Here is a 16,001-nt window from a genome sequence, read left to right as displayed (position 1 = left end):
AATAGAATATAGGTTAAGTCCTCGATCTATTAGTATCTGTCAGCTCCACGTGTCACCACGCTTCCACCTCAGACCTATCAACCTGATCATCTTTCAGGGATCTTACTTCCTTGCGGAATGGGAAATCTCATCTTGAGGGGGGCTTCATGCTTAGATGCTTTCAGCACTTATCCCGTCCGCACATAGCTACCCAGCGATGCCCTTGGCAGAACAACTGGTACACCAGCGGTGCGTCCATCCCGGTCCTCTCGTACTAAGGACAGCTCCTCTCAAATTTCCTGCGCCCGCGACGGATAGGGACCGAACTGTCTCACGACGTTCTGAACCCAGCTCGCGTACCGCTTTAATGGGCGAACAGCCCAACCCTTGGGACCGACTACAGCCCCAGGATGCGATGAGCCGACATCGAGGTGCCAAACCTCCCCGTCGATGTGGACTCTTGGGGGAGATAAGCCTGTTATCCCCGGGGTAGCTTTTATCCGTTGAGCGATGGCCCTTCCATGCGGAACCACCGGATCACTAAGCCCGACTTTCGTCCCTGCTCGACTTGTAGGTCTCGCAGTCAAGCTCCCTTGTGCCTTTACACTCTGCGAATGATTTCCAACCATTCTGAGGGAACCTTTGGGCGCCTCCGTTACATTTTAGGAGGCGACCGCCCCAGTCAAACTGCCCACCTGACACTGTCTCCCTGCCCGATAAGGGCAGCGGGTTAGAAGGTCAATACAGCCAGGGTAGTATCCCACCGATGCCTCCACCGAAGCTAGCGCTCCGGTTTCCAAGGCTCCTACCTATCCTGTACAAGCTGTACCAACATTCAATATCAGGCTGCAGTAAAGCTCCACGGGGTCTTTCCGTCCTGTCGCGGGTAACCTGCATCTTCACAGGTACTATAATTTCACCGAGTCTCTCGTTGAGACAGTGCCCAGATCGTTGCGCCTTTCGTGCGGGTCGGAACTTACCCGACAAGGAATTTCGCTACCTTAGGACCGTTATAGTTACGGCCGCCGTTTACTGGGGCTTCAATTCGCACCTTCGCTTACGCTAAGCGCTCCTCTTAACCTTCCAGCACCGGGCAGGCGTCAGCCCCTATACTTCGCCTTACGGCTTCGCAGAGACCTGTGTTTTTGCTAAACAGTCGCCTGGGCCTATTCACTGCGGCTTCTCGGGGCTTTAACACCCTAAGAAGCACCCCTTCTCCCGAAGTTACGGGGTCATTTTGCCGAGTTCCTTAACGAGAGTTCTCTCGATCACCTTAGGATTCTCTCCTCGCCTACCTGTGTCGGTTTGCGGTACGGGCACCTCTCACCTCGCTAGAGGCTTTTCTTGGCAGTGTGGAATCAGGAACTTCGCTACTAAATTTCGCTCGCCATCACAGCTCAGCCTTCACGGGAAACGGATTTGCCTATTTCCCAGCCTAACTGCTTGGACGCGGATATCCAATACCGCGCTTACCCTATCCTCCTGCGTCCCCCCATTGCTCAAATGGTGAGGAGGTGGTACAGGAATATCAACCTGTTGTCCATCGCCTACGCCTTTCGGCCTCGGCTTAGGTCCCGACTAACCCTGAGCGGACGAGCCTTCCTCAGGAAACCTTAGGCATTCGGTGGACGGGATTCTCACCCGTCTTTCGCTACTCATACCGGCATTCTCACTTCTAAGCGCTCCACCAGTCCTTCCGGTCTGACTTCACAGCACTTAGAACGCTCTCCTACCACTGTTCGTTAGAACAGTCCGCAGCTTCGGTGATACGTTTAGCCCCGGTACATTTTCGGCGCAGAGTCACTCGACCAGTGAGCTATTACGCACTCTTTAAATGGTGGCTGCTTCTAAGCCAACATCCTGGTTGTCTAAGCAACTCCACATCCTTTTCCACTTAACGTATACTTTGGGACCTTAGCTGGCGGTCTGGGCTGTTTCCCTTTCGACTACGGATCTTATCACTCGCAGTCTGACTCCCAAGGATAAGTCATCGGCATTCGGAGTTTGACTGAATTCGGTAACCCGGTAGGGGCCCCTAGTCCAATCAGTGCTCTACCTCCGAGACTCTTACCTTGAGGCTAGCCCTAAAGCTATTTCGGAGAGAACCAGCTATCTCCAGGTTCGATTGGCATTTCACCCCTACCCACACCTCATCCCCGCACTTTTCAACGTGCGTGGGTTCGGGCCTCCATTCAGTGTTACCTGAACTTCACCCTGGACATGGGTAGATCACCTGGTTTCGGGTCTACGACCACGTACTCATGCGCCCTATTCAGACTCGCTTTCGCTGCGGCTCCGCATCTTCTGCTTAACCTTGCACGGGATCGTAACTCGCCGGTTCATTCTACAAAAGGCACGCCATCACCCTTTAACGGGCTCTGACTACTTGTAGGCACACGGTTTCAGGATCTATTTCACTCCCCTTCCGGGGTGCTTTTCACCTTTCCCTCACGGTACTGGTTCACTATCGGTCACTAGGGAGTATTTAGCCTTGGGAGATGGTCCTCCCGGATTCCGACGGAATTTCACGTGTTCCGCCGTACTCAGGATCCACTCTGGAGAGAACAACATTTCAGTTACAGGGCTGTTACCTTCTTTGGCGGGCCTTTCCAGACCTCTTCGCTTATATCGTTCCTTTGTAACTCCGTATAGAGTGTCCTACAACCCCAAGAGGCAAGCCTCTTGGTTTGGGCTGTTCCCGTTTCGCTCGCCGCTACTCAGGGAATCGCATTTGCTTTCTCTTCCTCCGGGTACTTAGATGTTTCAGTTCCCCGGGTATGCCTTCTCATACTCTATGTATTCAAGTATGGATACTACTCCATTACGAGCAGTGGGTTTCCCCATTCGGAAATCTCCGGATCAAAGCTTGCTTACAGCTCCCCGAAGCATATCGGTGTTCGTCCCGTCCTTCATCGGCTCCTAGTGCCAAGGCATCCACCGTGCGCCCTTTCTAACTTAACCATTTCTTACTTTAGAAAGAATCACTATGTGTGATGAACTTTGCATTGCATTCAATGTGAATGTATTACTTATTGTTATCTAGTTTTCAAAGAACAATCCTGTCTCGCTAGAGACATGTTTTGAAGGAATGATCCTTCAAAACTAAACAAGACGAAAACGCACGCTGCTCCATATATCCTTAGAAAGGAGGTGATCCAGCCGCACCTTCCGATACGGCTACCTTGTTACGACTTCACCCCAATCATCTGTCCCACCTTCGGCGGCTGGCTCCATAAAGGTTACCTCACCGACTTCGGGTGTTACAAACTCTCGTGGTGTGACGGGCGGTGTGTACAAGGCCCGGGAACGTATTCACCGCGGCATGCTGATCCGCGATTACTAGCGATTCCAGCTTCACGCAGTCGAGTTGCAGACTGCGATCCGAACTGAGAACAGATTTATGGGATTGGCTAAACCTTGCGGTCTCGCAGCCCTTTGTTCTGTCCATTGTAGCACGTGTGTAGCCCAGGTCATAAGGGGCATGATGATTTGACGTCATCCCCACCTTCCTCCGGTTTGTCACCGGCAGTCACCTTAGAGTGCCCAACTAAATGCTGGCAACTAAGATCAAGGGTTGCGCTCGTTGCGGGACTTAACCCAACATCTCACGACACGAGCTGACGACAACCATGCACCACCTGTCACTCTGTCCCCGAAGGGAAAGCCCTATCTCTAGGGTTGTCAGAGGATGTCAAGACCTGGTAAGGTTCTTCGCGTTGCTTCGAATTAAACCACATGCTCCACCGCTTGTGCGGGCCCCCGTCAATTCCTTTGAGTTTCAGTCTTGCGACCGTACTCCCCAGGCGGAGTGCTTAATGCGTTAGCTGCAGCACTAAGGGGCGGAAACCCCCTAACACTTAGCACTCATCGTTTACGGCGTGGACTACCAGGGTATCTAATCCTGTTCGCTCCCCACGCTTTCGCTCCTCAGCGTCAGTTACAGACCAGAGAGTCGCCTTCGCCACTGGTGTTCCTCCACATCTCTACGCATTTCACCGCTACACGTGGAATTCCACTCTCCTCTTCTGCACTCAAGTTTCCCAGTTTCCAATGACCCTCCCCGGTTGAGCCGGGGGCTTTCACATCAGACTTAAGAAACCGCCTGCGAGCCCTTTACGCCCAATAATTCCGGACAACGCTTGCCACCTACGTATTACCGCGGCTGCTGGCACGTAGTTAGCCGTGGCTTTCTGGTTAGGTACCGTCAAGGTGCGAGCAGTTACTCTCGCACTTGTTCTTCCCTAACAACAGAGCTTTACGATCCGAAAACCTTCATCACTCACGCGGCGTTGCTCCGTCAGACTTTCGTCCATTGCGGAAGATTCCCTACTGCTGCCTCCCGTAGGAGTCTGGGCCGTGTCTCAGTCCCAGTGTGGCCGATCACCCTCTCAGGTCGGCTACGCATCGTCGCCTTGGTGAGCCATTACCCCACCAACTAGCTAATGCGCCGCGGGTCCATCTGTAAGTGACAGCCGAAACCGTCTTTCATCCTTGAACCATGCGGTTCAAGGAACTATCCGGTATTAGCTCCGGTTTCCCGGAGTTATCCCAGTCTTACAGGCAGGTTACCCACGTGTTACTCACCCGTCCGCCGCTAACATCCGGGAGCAAGCTCCCTTCTGTTCGCTCGACTTGCATGTATTAGGCACGCCGCCAGCGTTCGTCCTGAGCCAGGATCAAACTCTCCGAGGTATGCAGGATGCATATCACACATGCGTTGCTACACGATGTAGCGAACTTAGCATGTGATCATTTCCTGCCTCGTCAGCGTTTGACTGACTACCTATGAAACATCATAGGATTTTTTATAAAAACTCGAATTAACAGGTACGTTTTGTCTTGTTTAGTTTTCAAAGATCATCTTCGTCGTCTCTCAGAGGCGACTTTCTCAATATAACATTTTGACGCTGTGGGCGTCAAGTGTTTTTTAGAATTTCTTTTTGTCAGCTTTTCATTCAAAGCAACTTGGTTGCTCGTTAGCGACGTATAATAATATACCATCATAATATTCAAGCGTCAACATCTTTTTTCACAAAATATCCTCGATGATAGATTTTTTGTCCCTTTGTCTCAATCGGCTCCACTTGAACAATTCCTTTTTCCACAAAGAAATCAATCATGACGCTAAGGTCAGGCGTAAAATACTTGAGGTCAGGATGCGCGAGAAGCTCTCCAAAAAGCCATATATCTTGCTGTTCCATGACATGACGCAAATGAGCGGCGCCAATTTCTGCTTTTGAATGGATCAAAAAGTCATTTGCTAAAAATAAAAGTTCCAAACGCTTATGAAGGCTTTCATGGCTTTCAATGAGTTCTGAATAAAGTTTATAAACTTCCGGTTCCATATGTCGTACCTGATTCCAAACTGTCACTTCTGGATGGAAGCCTTTATCGATGACTTCAATACGTGCCAAATGATGCAGCGCATGCACAATTGAATTATATGCATCAAGGAATTGATTTGACTCAAAAAATGCTTTTCCTTCTATATACCTTCGAATAAGCTTGCCGTATTCTAAACCGATTTTAAGTTTGCGGTTTGAAAATGGGAATGTACTCAGGTCATCAATTAAGTTGAAAATATATTCATTTCGATCAAATAGGACTTTCCCATTTAAAATCCAATCAATGATACGGCGATTCGTGCCAAGGGTAATCCATTCCTTCAACTGCTCATCTGTGACAACATTTAAAGAAGCTGTTTGGTGAGCAGATTCATAGTGCTTGATAAATAACGGCTCTTCCGCTTCTTTTACAATGACTAAAAGTGCTGCATCAAAGTTATCCGTCTCAGAAGATACTTTGTGTCTTCTTTCTACTATAATCACAGCCAATGTGTCTGGGTGACTTGCTCTCTCTTGATAAATAGGACGGAGAAGATTTTCCATAGTGATTCCTCCAATACTCGGGTGTAAAGTTCTTCTCTAATGCTATGTATTTCTCCTCATAGAATCAAAATTCCTTCAATTCAAGAAAAAAGATCATTGAATCATTATAAGCAATTTATTCACAAAACTCTATAACTAATTCAAACGGAAAGGTAAAATGTGCTATATTGGAGACAAGGGGGACTAGGGATGGCGAAATACTCCAGTAAGATTAATAAAATCAGAACATTTGCACTTAGTTTGGTTTTTGTTGGCTTTCTGATCATGTATATCGGTGTGTTCTTCAAAGAATCGATTTGGCTGTCGACTTTCTTTATGCTACTCGGCGTCTTATCGATCGGATTGAGTACAGTGGTTTACTTTTGGATCGGTATGCTTTCTACGAAGGCAGTCCGTGTCGTATGTCCAGGCTGTGAGAAGGAAACAAAAGTGCTTGGGCGGGTGGACATGTGCATGCATTGCAGAGAGCCGCTTACACTCGATCCAGGATTAGAAGGCAAAGAGTTTGATGAATCCTACAATCGAAAAAAGTCATAAAAAAAGCTGACCGGTTAAATGGTCAGCTTTTTCATTAATGATTTTCTTTTTTCGCACATTCTTGACAAGTTCCATAGATCTCCAAGCGATGATGACTAACTTTAAAGCCCGTCACATGGGATGCAAGCTGTTCCACTTCATCAAGGCCAGGATAATGAAAGTCCACTATTTTTCCGCAGTTTTCACAAATCGCATGGTAATGGTCGGATGTCGCAAAATCAAATCGGCTTGAGGAATCACCGTACGTTAATTCCTTTACTAATCCAGATTCCCGGAAGACTCGTAAATTGTTGTAAACCGTTGCGACACTCATATTTGGAAATTTACCTTCAAGTGCTTTATATATATCGTCCGCGGTTGGGTGAGTCATAGAATTTACGAGAAACTCCAAGATGGCATGGCGCTGCGGAGTAATTCGAACACCGGTTTCTTTTAAAGCATCTAAAGCGTCTTTTAGTTCGTGAGCAGCCATTTCATCATGCACCTCTCTTCAAAAATATTCTTATATTGTAATCTTTATAAATAGTGTACCCCCAGAGCCGAATCTTTGTCAATTACAATCCTCTTTTTTACCTATTCTTCTTCACAAAAAAGACCGGCATGTCTGCCAGTCCAATCCTGTGATGATATTAAGCGTGAGCTTTCAGTTCCTCAAGCGCTTCTTCTACGTGGTCTTTCACCTTAACTTTTCTCCACTCTTTCACAAGCGTTCCTTCTTTATTAATAAGAAACGTTGAACGTTCGATGCCCATGTATTCTTTGCCAAAGTTCTTTTTCAGCTTCCACACTCCAAAGGCTTCAGACAATTTCTGTTCATCATCTACAAGAAGTAAGAACGGTAAATCATGTTTTTCTTTAAACTTTTGATGCTTGTCCTGACTGTCTGGGCTTACGCCGATAATGACAGCATCTAATTCTGCAAAGCTTTGATGGCGATCACGGAAATCACATGCTTCTGTTGTACAGCCGGGTGTCATATCTTTTGGATAGAAATAAAGAACAATATGTTTTCCTTTAAAGTCAGAAAGCTTTACTTTCTCCCCGTTGTCACCGGTTAATTCAATTTCAGGTACTTGCTGGCCTACTTCGATTGTCATAACACAATCCCTCCAACCTATTTTTTAAATAGCCTATCCAATTTTGAGAGGATATTCAACTAAGGACGCTTGCATCGGCATGTTAAAATAATGATAGACGACGTGATACGTTGAGATAGGAGGCTATTTATGAAATTCACAGAATCAGAAAAATTACATCAAGAGGCGCTGGAGCATATTGTTGGAGGTGTCAACAGCCCCTCTCGTTCATATAAGGCAGTAGGTGGCGGTTCACCCGTAGCGATGGAAAAAGGAGAAGGCGCTTATTTTTGGGATGTTGACGGAAATCGCTATATCGATTACTTAGCAGCATACGGCCCTATTATTACGGGACATGCCCACCCTCATATTACAAAAGCGATTACAAAAGCGGCTGAATCAGGTGTTCTTTACGGAACGCCAACGAAGCATGAAGTCACTTTTGCCAAAATGCTGAAAGAAGCTATGCCTGCTTTGGACAAAGTTCGCTTTGTCAATTCAGGTACTGAAGCCGTGATGACAACGATTCGTGTGGCACGTGCTTATACAGGCAGAACAAAGATCATTAAGTTTGCCGGGTGCTATCACGGTCACTCTGATCTTGTACTTGTGGCAGCTGGCTCTGGTCCTTCCACTTTAGGAACCCCTGATTCAGCAGGCGTACCAAAAAGCATTGCCAATGAAGTCATTACCGTTCCATTCAATGATATTGACAGCTACAAAGAAGCATTGGATCGATGGGGCGATGAAGTCGCAGCTGTCCTTGTCGAGCCAATTGTCGGGAACTTCGGCATCGTAGAGCCTAAGAACGGTTTCCTGCAACAAGTCAATGACCTCACTCATGAAAAGGGCGCACTTGTGATCTATGATGAAGTGATTACAGCTTTCCGCTTTATGTACGGAGGCGCACAGGACTTGCTTCAAGTAAAACCTGACCTCACCGCATTAGGAAAAATCATTGGTGGCGGACTCCCGATCGGTGCTTATGGGGGTAAAAAAGAAATTATGGAGCAAGTCGCTCCTCTTGGACCCGCCTATCAAGCTGGCACGATGGCAGGAAATCCTGCATCTATTCTTTCTGGAATTGCCTGCTTGGAAGTGTTAAAACAAGATGGTGTTTATGAGCGTCTAGATCAGCTTGGCGCTATGCTAGAAGAAGGCATTTTAGCCCATGCCAAAAAACATCAAGTAGATATTACAGTGAATCGCTTAAAAGGGGCTCTCACTGTCTATTTCACAAAAGAAACCATTGTAAACTATGAGCAGGCTGAAAATACGGATGGCGAAATGTTTGCCCGCTTCTTTAAATTAATGCTTTCACAAGGGATTAACCTCGCTCCTTCTAAATATGAAGCTTGGTTCTTAACGATCGCACATACTGAAAAAGATATTTCTGAGACGCTGCAAGCAGTAGATCGTGCGTTTGAACAGTTGAAACAATCATAATAGGGTCAAAAACAGGCGTAAAAAAATGCGCCTGTTTTTTTATTGACCAGCTCTTGTTTGTCAAAAGCGTGTGAATCTGTTACATTTCTTCTCAATACCTTCTTTTGATGTTTTCATGAACTTTCAAAAATCACTTGAATATTTCGGAAGACCGCTGTATATTACTTAGTTGTTCATCAAAATATTTATAATAAATGACGAGTGATCATCTATTATCTAAAAGAAAGGAATGCAGGGACAAAACCAATGAAACTTGGAGCCCGTATTTTAAAAACTGGTATTGCCATTGTACTCGCGCTTTACCTGGCAACATGGCTTGGGTTGCCAACGCCCGTCTTCGCGGGGATTGCAGCTGTATTTGCTATCCAGCCATCTATTTATCGATCTTTTTTGACGATTGTTGATCAAGTGCAAGCCAATATTATTGGAGCAGCACTTGCCATTACGTTCGGCCTGCTTTTTGGCACTGGACCAGTCATTATCGGTTTAACCGCCGTCATGGTCATTGCCATTAATTTAAAGCTGAAGATTGAACACACGATTCCAATTGCACTTGTAACCGTCATTGCGATTTTAGAAAGTGCAGGGGATCATTTCCTTTCCTTTGCCTTAATTCGAACAGCTACTGTGGTATTAGGAGTTCTTTCATCATTTTTAGTAAATTTAATCTTCCTGCCGCCAAAGTATGAAACAAAGCTTGTTCATCACATTATGGAAAATACGGAGGAGATTTTAAAATGGATTCGACTGAGCTCCAGACAGTCTACTGATCATTCCACTTTAAAGGATGACATCGATCAAATAAAAGAACGTATGATCAAATTAGATCACATTTACTTGTTATACAAAGAAGAACGAAGCTATTTAAAGAAAACAACCTATGTAAAATCAAGAAAGCTCGTTTTGTTCAGACAGGCCATTATGGCATCGAATCGCGCTCTTTACTTGCTGAAAAAGCTTCATAAATTAGAAAATGAAATTCACTTGATGCCAGAGCATTTCAGGGAAAGCTTAACAGATGAAATTGATTACTTACTGTATTGGCATGAGCGCACCTTGATGAAATTCGTCGGTAAAATGAAACCGCAGGATGATGAATTTCAAAATGAATGCTCTCTTCGCCTTGAAACGTTAACGAAATCATTTATCCAGCATCAGCAAAACCAAGAAAATGACTTGCTCGATTACAATATGCTAAATGTTATGTCCAGCATCATCGAATACCGTGATGAACTAGAACATTTAGATACATTGATTACAAGCTTCCAGACGTATCACCCAAAAGACAGTGAAATTGAGACAGAAGAAAAAGAAGCATAGACAGAAAAGACCAATTCATAGAATTGGTCTAAGATTGTTGACAAAGGGCTAAAATGATCTTGATTTTAGCCCTTTGTCTTCTTTACAGCGTGATAGAAAACCTTTGCAGCCCTAGGAAGGACGAGTACTGGCGCGGAGCGAATTTGACATTCGTGAGCACCAGCACGGAGGATTGACACCGAATGCGAGGGTTTGTCTACACGCTGAAGACCAATTCATAGAATTGGTCTTATTTTATTTTCTTCATTTTAGGATCCAGTGTGTCACGTAATCCATCTCCCATCAGGTTAAAACCTAAGACTGTCAGCATGATCGCGACACCTGGGAAAATCAATGTCCAAGGGGCTTGAACGAGATAAGGTCTCGCATCGGCAAGCATTTTCCCCCACTCTGGGCTTGGTGCCTGTGCACCTAATCCTAAAAAACCTAAAGCTGCTGCCTCAATAATCGCTGTTCCGATCGCAAGCGTCGCCTGTACGATGACCGGCACCATACTATTTGGCAGAATGTGACGCAGCACGATGCGGCGGTGTGACATCCCAACCGCCTTTGCTGCTAACACATATTCTTCTTGTTTAATACTCAGCACTTTTGAACGAACGAGCCGTCCAAAGGTTGGGACATTAATAATCGCAATGGCAATAAGGGCATTTTGTAAGGAGGGGCCTAAGATGGAGACGATTGCAATCGCCAGTAGAATACTAGGAAAAGCGAGTAAAATATCAAACACTCTCGAGATCACAGCATCTAGCACTCTACCGCCATAGCCTGCAATCAATCCAAGCAGTGTGCCTAAAATGACAGACCCGAGAACCGAGAAGAAACCAACCCATAAGGAAATCCGCGCGCCATGCACAACTCTTGAGAATATATCTCTGCCGAAATCATCTGTACCAAACCAGTGTGCAGCTGATGGTGCACTAAATCGCTCACCGAGAGATTGTTCATTGATTCCAAAAGGAGCAATGAGCGGTGCGAATATTGCTAAGATCAGAAATAAAAAGACAATCACACTGCCAATGACCGCCAGCTTGTGCTGAAAGAACAGCTTCATCGATTCAAGAATCAATGATTGAGAGCGTTCTTCTTTTGGTTGAGGTGGTTCAAGCTCTTTTTGTGCTTCCATGTGATCACTCTCCCTCCCTAATATTTAATCCTTGGATCAATGACCGCATACAAGATGTCCACAATGAAATTGATCAGGACAAATATGAGCGCAACGACGAGAATGCCAGTTTGAATGACGGGGTAATCTCGATAGCTGATAGCGTCATATATATACCGCCCAATGCCCGGCCATGCAAAAATGGTCTCTGTTAAAATGGCCCCGCCTAGCAAGAGACCTGTCTGAAGACCAATAATCGTCAAGATCGGAATAAGCGCATTTTTCAGCCCATGCTGATAAATGATGAAAAATGAACGTACTCCTTTTGCTTTTGCTGTTCGAATAAAATCTGAATGAAGCACTTCCAGCATACTTGCCCTTGTTATCCTTGCAATAATCGCAGCAGGGATTGTGGCAAGTGCTGTACTTGGTAAGATCAAATGCTTGATGCTGTCAGTAAATTGATCAAATCGGCCTTGCAAAAGCGTATCCAGCGTATGAATATAGGTGATTGACTCCACTGGATTTCTGACGTTTTCACGGCCCGTTGTCGGTAAAATACCCCATTCAATTGAGAACAACCACTGCCCCATTAAGCCTAACCAGAAAATCGGCATGGACACTCCAATGAGCGCAATAAACATCGCGACATAATCAAAGAAAGAATGTTTAAACCAAGCACTGATGATTCCGGCATTTACCCCCACAACGATCGCCAGCACCATGGCAAAAAAGGTCAATTCTAACGTCGCAAATAAGTACGGTTTCATTTCCTGGGCAATAGCCGCTCCTGTTCGTATCGAAGTCCCTAAATCTCCTTTTAAAAGGCCCAGCATGTAATGTCCGTATTGAACATACCAAGGCTGATTTAAACCGAGCTGGATAGTTAACTGTTCTACTGCTTCTTTCGTTGCCCGCTGTCCTAAGATAACCTGTGCTGGGTTCCCTGGAATAAACCGTATAATTGAAAACACGACCAATGTCATTCCGATCAATACTGGGATGAGCATTCCTGCCCGCTTCATACAATAAGCAAACAAACAGCTTTCACCGCCTTTTCTTTGTTTGAATAAGGGAGATACAAGATCTCCCTTATTTGCTTATTCGAAATACACGTCAGTCAAAGCTTCTGAACCAGTTGGATGCGGCTGGTAGCCTTTTAAATCACTAGATGCTGCAAGCATTGGGATCGAATGCACCAATGGAATCCAAGGTGCTTCATCATGAATGATTTCCTGCGCTTTTTGATATAGCTCATTTCGTTTCTTTTGATCTGTGTCTGTTTGCGCTTCAATGAGGATGTCGTGCATTTTATCGTTTTCGAAGAATGTATAGTTGTTGCCGCCAATGCTGTCTTTGTCCAAAAGTGTGTAGATGAAATTATCAGGATCGCCATTGTCCCCTGTCCAGCCTAACAAGAACACATCCGCTTCTCCTTTACTTGCCTTATCTAAATAGGTCGCCCAGTCATATGTCACAATTTCTGCTTTGACGCCGACCTTTTCAAAGTTTGATTGAATGACTTCTGCTACCTTCATCCCATCTGGCATATATGGACGCGGTACAGGCATTGCCCAAAGCTTGATGCGAAAGCCGTTAGGAAAGCCCGCTTCTTTTAAAAGTTCCTTCGCTTTTTCAGGATCATACGGATATGGATCAATGTCGTCATTGTAGCCTTCTAAAGCTGGCGGAAGAGGATTTTTTGCTGGCTCGGCAAGCCCGCCATAAAATGACTTAATAATGGATTCTTTATCGACCGCGTAATTGAGCGCTTGACGAACAAGCTTGTTATCAAGCGGCTTTCTTGTAACGGTTAGTCCGATATAGCCTACGTTCATTGATGGTCTTTCAATGAGCTGGAGGGCTTTATCCGTTTTAATGCCATCTAAATCTGACGGATTCACGCCATCCATCAAATCGATCTCGCCTGTTTTCAAAGCATTTAAACGAGCCGAGTTTTCTGGAATCGAGCGGAAGATGATTTGATTCAGTTTTGGCTTATCCTTCTGCCAGTAATCTTCGTTCTTTTCTAATACGATACGGTCGTTTTGTTTCCACTCTTTAAACTTGAATGGTCCTGTTCCCACTGGATTCTCTCGAAAGGAATCGCCGCTTTTTTCAACAGCCGCAGGACTTGCGATGCCAAACGGTGACATGGCAATGTTTTTAAGAAATGTCGCCTGCGGGCGCTTTAGCTGAAATTCAACTTCATGCTCACCTTTAACAATGATGTCTTTAATCACATGTCCTTTATCTTTTTTATAGCCGCCAAACATGCCATAGTAAGGGAATTTTTCTGCATCGCCATTCATCCAACGGTCAAAATTGAATTTTACTGCTTCTGCGTTAAAGTCTGTGCCATCGTGAAATTTCACACCTTCTCTTAAGTAGAATGTGTATGATTTTCCGTCCTTTGCAACATCCCAGTCTGTTGCGAGACCTGGGTGGATGGTCGTGTCTTTTTCACCATAATTCAGGAGCTTTTCAAACATATTCTCTGTGACCTTGAAGGTTTCGCCTTCAGTTGTTGTGATTGGATCTAGTGAAGTGGAGTCTCCTCCTCTACCAAATACGAGAGTATCTTTTGTTGCCTTCTCTTCTGATGACGGAGAGGACGAGCATCCCCCTAAAAACAGTGCAAGCATCAGCACAAAAATGAAACTACTGAACAACCAAGTCTTCTTCATTATGTTCCTCCTTTTGATATAAGTAACACGCCGCCGCATGCCCCGGTTCCTCCTCATATAAAGCAGGTACTGCTTTTAAGCATTTCTCCCACCTTTTTGGACACCTTTTGTAGAAAGGACAACCGCCGCTTGGCGTCATGGCAGACTCTTCTGCCGACACATCTTGCGTCTCTAGCACGTGATCCATATGTGGAATGGATTTCAGAAGTAGCGATGTATAAGGATGAAGCGGACTGTGAAATAAGTCTTCGGCAGGCCCCATCTCGACAATGCGCCCAGCGTACATAACGGCGATTCGGTCGCTCATATACCTGACAACGCCAAGATCGTGAGAAATAAATAGATACGTCAGAGAAAGCGTCTTTTGCAATTCAAGCATCAAATTCAAAATTTGCGCTTGAACGGATACATCTAAAGCGGAAACGGGTTCATCGGCAATGACAAGACTTGGATGGGTAATGAGTGCTCTAGCGATCCCAATTCGCTGCCTTTGTCCGCCGCTAAATTGATGCGCATAACGCTCCCCGTAGGAAGGATCAAATCCGACAATATGCAGCATCTCTTTGACCCGCTTCCGCCTTTCTGCTTTCGTCCCATGTCGATGAACAATGAGCGGTTCCTCTAAAATATCTTTGATTTTCATTCGCGGATTTAATGAAGCATATGGATCTTGAAAAATCATTTGAATGTCTTTTCTTAAAGAACGCATTTCTCTTTCTTTCAAAAGAGTAATCTCTTGCCCTTTCAGTTGAATAGAGCCTGACGTCGGTTCAGTTAATCTCATTAAGCTTTTGCCAAGTGTTGATTTCCCGCAGCCTGATTCACCAACAATGCCAAGCGTTTCCCCCTCCTTCACGTGAAAGGACACTTGATTTAAAGCTAAAGTCGAATGTTTGTGGTTAGAAAAAAAAGCGGCTGTATCATACCGTTTTGTCAGCTGATTCACTTGCAAGAGTGGGTGACTCAGTGTCTTCTCCTCCTTCCATTAGAAAGCATGCCACGCGGTGATCCTGTTCAATGGATTGTAAAACTGGATCTTCTTCAAGACATTGCGTCATTTGATAAGGGCAGCGCGCGGCAAATTGACAGCCGGATCGAATGGTCCCTGGCTTCGGTACATGGCCTGCAATAGAGATGAGCTTTTCTTTTTTCTCTTTGAACGATGGAACTGAGGCGAAAAGACCTTTTGTGTAGGGATGCAGGGGTTTTTGAAAAATACGGTCAACGGTTCCTTCTTCTACGATTCGACCGGCATACATAATCATGACTCGCTGGCATATTTGCCGCACGACGCCTAGATCATGGGTAATAAATAAGATCGCGGTGTCCATCTCTTCATTCAGCTTTTTGAGCAGACGAAGGATTTGTGCTTGGATGGTCACATCAAGTGCAGTTGTTGGTTCATCTGCGATCATGAGCTTTGGGTGACAAAGCATCGCCATCGCAATCATCACACGTTGACGCATGCCGCCTGATAATTCATGTGGGTATTTTTTAAGCAATGATTCGGCTTGCTTCAATCCGACTGTCTGAAGCAGATCAACCGCCTTCGCTTTTGCTTCTTTTTGACCGATTGCTTGATGTGTGAAAAGGGCTTCCGCCATTTGTTTACCGATGGTCATTAATGGGTTCAGAGAGGTCATTGGTTCTTGGAAAATCATCGAAATGTCATTTCCTCTTATTTCTCGCCACTGTTTTTCTGAAAGTGACAGCAGGTTTTGCCCTTCGAATTGGATCTCCCCCGTTGTCTCTGTTTGCTGGTTTAGTCCCATTAATGACATAGATGTGATACTTTTCCCGCAGCCAGATTCGCCAACAATTCCTAAGGTTTCTCCTTTTTGAATCGAGAACGATATGTGATGGACGATGGGTACTTTTTGCTTTTTTTGCTGAAATGCAATGGACAGCTGTTTAACATCTAGCAGCACGTCTTGTTCTTTCACATATTCACCACCCCGTCATA

The 16,001-nt window shown here is 45.3% G+C and carries 11 protein-coding genes and 2 rRNA genes; 3 read left to right on the top strand and 10 right to left on the bottom strand.

The window, feature by feature from the left end:
* Positions 1 to 9: 9 nt before the first annotated feature.
* From MKX52_RS04195 to MKX52_RS04185, 3 genes are all read right to left on the bottom strand, one after another.
* A 23S ribosomal RNA gene (locus MKX52_RS04195) occupies positions 10 to 2,940 on the bottom strand.
* Positions 2,941 to 3,122: 182 nt separating this feature from the next.
* Positions 3,123 to 4,671, bottom strand: a 16S ribosomal RNA gene (locus tag MKX52_RS04190).
* Together the 16S and 23S rRNA genes form the textbook arrangement of a ribosomal RNA operon.
* Positions 4,672 to 4,988: 317 nt before the next feature.
* Entirely contained in the window at positions 4,989 to 5,867 is an 879-nt protein-coding gene (locus tag MKX52_RS04185) for a nucleotidyltransferase-like protein (RefSeq protein ID WP_012009349.1), read from the bottom strand.
* A gap of 189 nt (positions 5,868 to 6,056) precedes the next feature.
* On the opposite strand from MKX52_RS04185, the gene MKX52_RS04180 reads away from it, so the two are divergent.
* Positions 6,057 to 6,404 carry a YgzB family protein gene (locus MKX52_RS04180; RefSeq protein WP_012009348.1) on the top strand — a complete coding sequence of 116 codons (348 nt, stop codon included), beginning with the start codon at positions 6,057 to 6,059 and terminating at the stop codon, positions 6,402 to 6,404.
* A 34-nt stretch (positions 6,405 to 6,438) separates the two neighbouring features.
* Here the strand turns inward: MKX52_RS04180 and perR are convergent, their stop codons facing one another.
* The gene (gene perR, locus MKX52_RS04175; protein ID WP_012009347.1) at positions 6,439 to 6,876 is read right to left on the bottom strand and encodes a peroxide-responsive transcriptional repressor PerR; all 438 of its coding nucleotides are present in this window, start codon (positions 6,874 to 6,876) and stop codon (positions 6,439 to 6,441) included.
* A 157-nt stretch (positions 6,877 to 7,033) separates the two neighbouring features.
* Positions 7,034 to 7,501 (bottom strand): thioredoxin-dependent thiol peroxidase, encoded by a 468-nt coding sequence (gene bcp / locus MKX52_RS04170; protein ID WP_012009346.1) that lies wholly within the window; start codon positions 7,499 to 7,501, stop codon positions 7,034 to 7,036.
* Positions 7,502 to 7,630: 129 nt separating this feature from the next.
* On the opposite strand from bcp, the gene MKX52_RS04165 reads away from it, so the two are divergent.
* Complete coding sequence (locus tag MKX52_RS04165) at positions 7,631 to 8,926, top strand: glutamate-1-semialdehyde 2,1-aminomutase (protein WP_144471534.1); 1,296 nt, start codon at positions 7,631 to 7,633, stop codon at positions 8,924 to 8,926.
* Positions 8,927 to 9,172: 246 nt separating this feature from the next.
* Entirely contained in the window at positions 9,173 to 10,246 is a 1,074-nt protein-coding gene (locus MKX52_RS04160; RefSeq protein ID WP_012009344.1) for an aromatic acid exporter family protein, read from the top strand.
* A gap of 229 nt (positions 10,247 to 10,475) precedes the next feature.
* On the opposite strand, the gene MKX52_RS04155 is transcribed toward MKX52_RS04160, so the two are convergent.
* The 5 genes from MKX52_RS04155 to MKX52_RS04135 are packed head-to-tail and all read right to left on the bottom strand — an operon-like array spanning position 10,476 to position 15,981.
* Positions 10,476 to 11,372, bottom strand: a complete 897-nt coding sequence (locus MKX52_RS04155; protein ID WP_061407165.1) for an ABC transporter permease — start codon at positions 11,370 to 11,372, stop codon at positions 10,476 to 10,478.
* 17 nt (positions 11,373 to 11,389) lie between these two features.
* The gene (locus MKX52_RS04150) at positions 11,390 to 12,391 is read right to left on the bottom strand and encodes an ABC transporter permease (protein WP_041816177.1); all 1,002 of its coding nucleotides are present in this window, start codon (positions 12,389 to 12,391) and stop codon (positions 11,390 to 11,392) included.
* Between the two features lie 60 nt (positions 12,392 to 12,451).
* Positions 12,452 to 14,038, bottom strand: coding sequence for an ABC transporter substrate-binding protein (locus MKX52_RS04145; RefSeq protein WP_342491549.1), 1,587 nt, complete (start codon positions 14,036 to 14,038; stop codon positions 12,452 to 12,454).
* Positions 14,013 to 14,990 (bottom strand): ABC transporter ATP-binding protein, encoded by a 978-nt coding sequence (locus MKX52_RS04140; protein WP_342491548.1) that lies wholly within the window; start codon positions 14,988 to 14,990, stop codon positions 14,013 to 14,015. The genes MKX52_RS04145 and MKX52_RS04140 overlap by 26 nt, the downstream gene beginning before the upstream one ends.
* Positions 14,959 to 15,981, bottom strand: coding sequence for an ABC transporter ATP-binding protein (locus MKX52_RS04135; RefSeq protein ID WP_217014142.1), 1,023 nt, complete (start codon positions 15,979 to 15,981; stop codon positions 14,959 to 14,961). The genes MKX52_RS04140 and MKX52_RS04135 overlap by 32 nt, the downstream gene beginning before the upstream one ends.
* Positions 15,982 to 16,001 lie beyond the last annotated feature (20 nt).

The organism is Bacillus sp. FSL R5-0422, assembly GCF_038610765.1.
GTDB lineage: Bacteria > Bacillota > Bacilli > Bacillales > Bacillaceae > Bacillus > Bacillus pumilus_O.
Note: the sequence above shows the minus strand (reverse complement) of the source record. Positions and strands in the feature narration are given on the sequence as shown.

Excerpts from the sequence above, each read along its gene's own strand:
- perR (WP_012009347.1), bottom strand. The coding sequence starts at position 6,876 with ATGGCTGCTCACGAACTAAAAGACGCTTTAGATGCTTTAAAAGAAACC.
- MKX52_RS04165 (WP_144471534.1), top strand. The coding sequence starts at position 7,631 with ATGAAATTCACAGAATCAGAAAAATTACATCAAGAGGCGCTGGAGCAT.
- MKX52_RS04185 (WP_012009349.1), bottom strand. The coding sequence starts at position 5,867 with ATGGAAAATCTTCTCCGTCCTATTTATCAAGAGAGAGCAAGTCACCCA.
- bcp (WP_012009346.1), bottom strand. The coding sequence starts at position 7,501 with ATGACAATCGAAGTAGGCCAGCAAGTACCTGAAATTGAATTAACCGGT.
- MKX52_RS04160 (WP_012009344.1), top strand. The coding sequence starts at position 9,173 with ATGAAACTTGGAGCCCGTATTTTAAAAACTGGTATTGCCATTGTACTC.
- MKX52_RS04145 (WP_342491549.1), bottom strand. The coding sequence starts at position 14,038 with ATGAAGAAGACTTGGTTGTTCAGTAGTTTCATTTTTGTGCTGATGCTT.
- MKX52_RS04180 (WP_012009348.1), top strand. The coding sequence starts at position 6,057 with ATGGCGAAATACTCCAGTAAGATTAATAAAATCAGAACATTTGCACTT.
- MKX52_RS04155 (WP_061407165.1), bottom strand. The coding sequence starts at position 11,372 with ATGGAAGCACAAAAAGAGCTTGAACCACCTCAACCAAAAGAAGAACGC.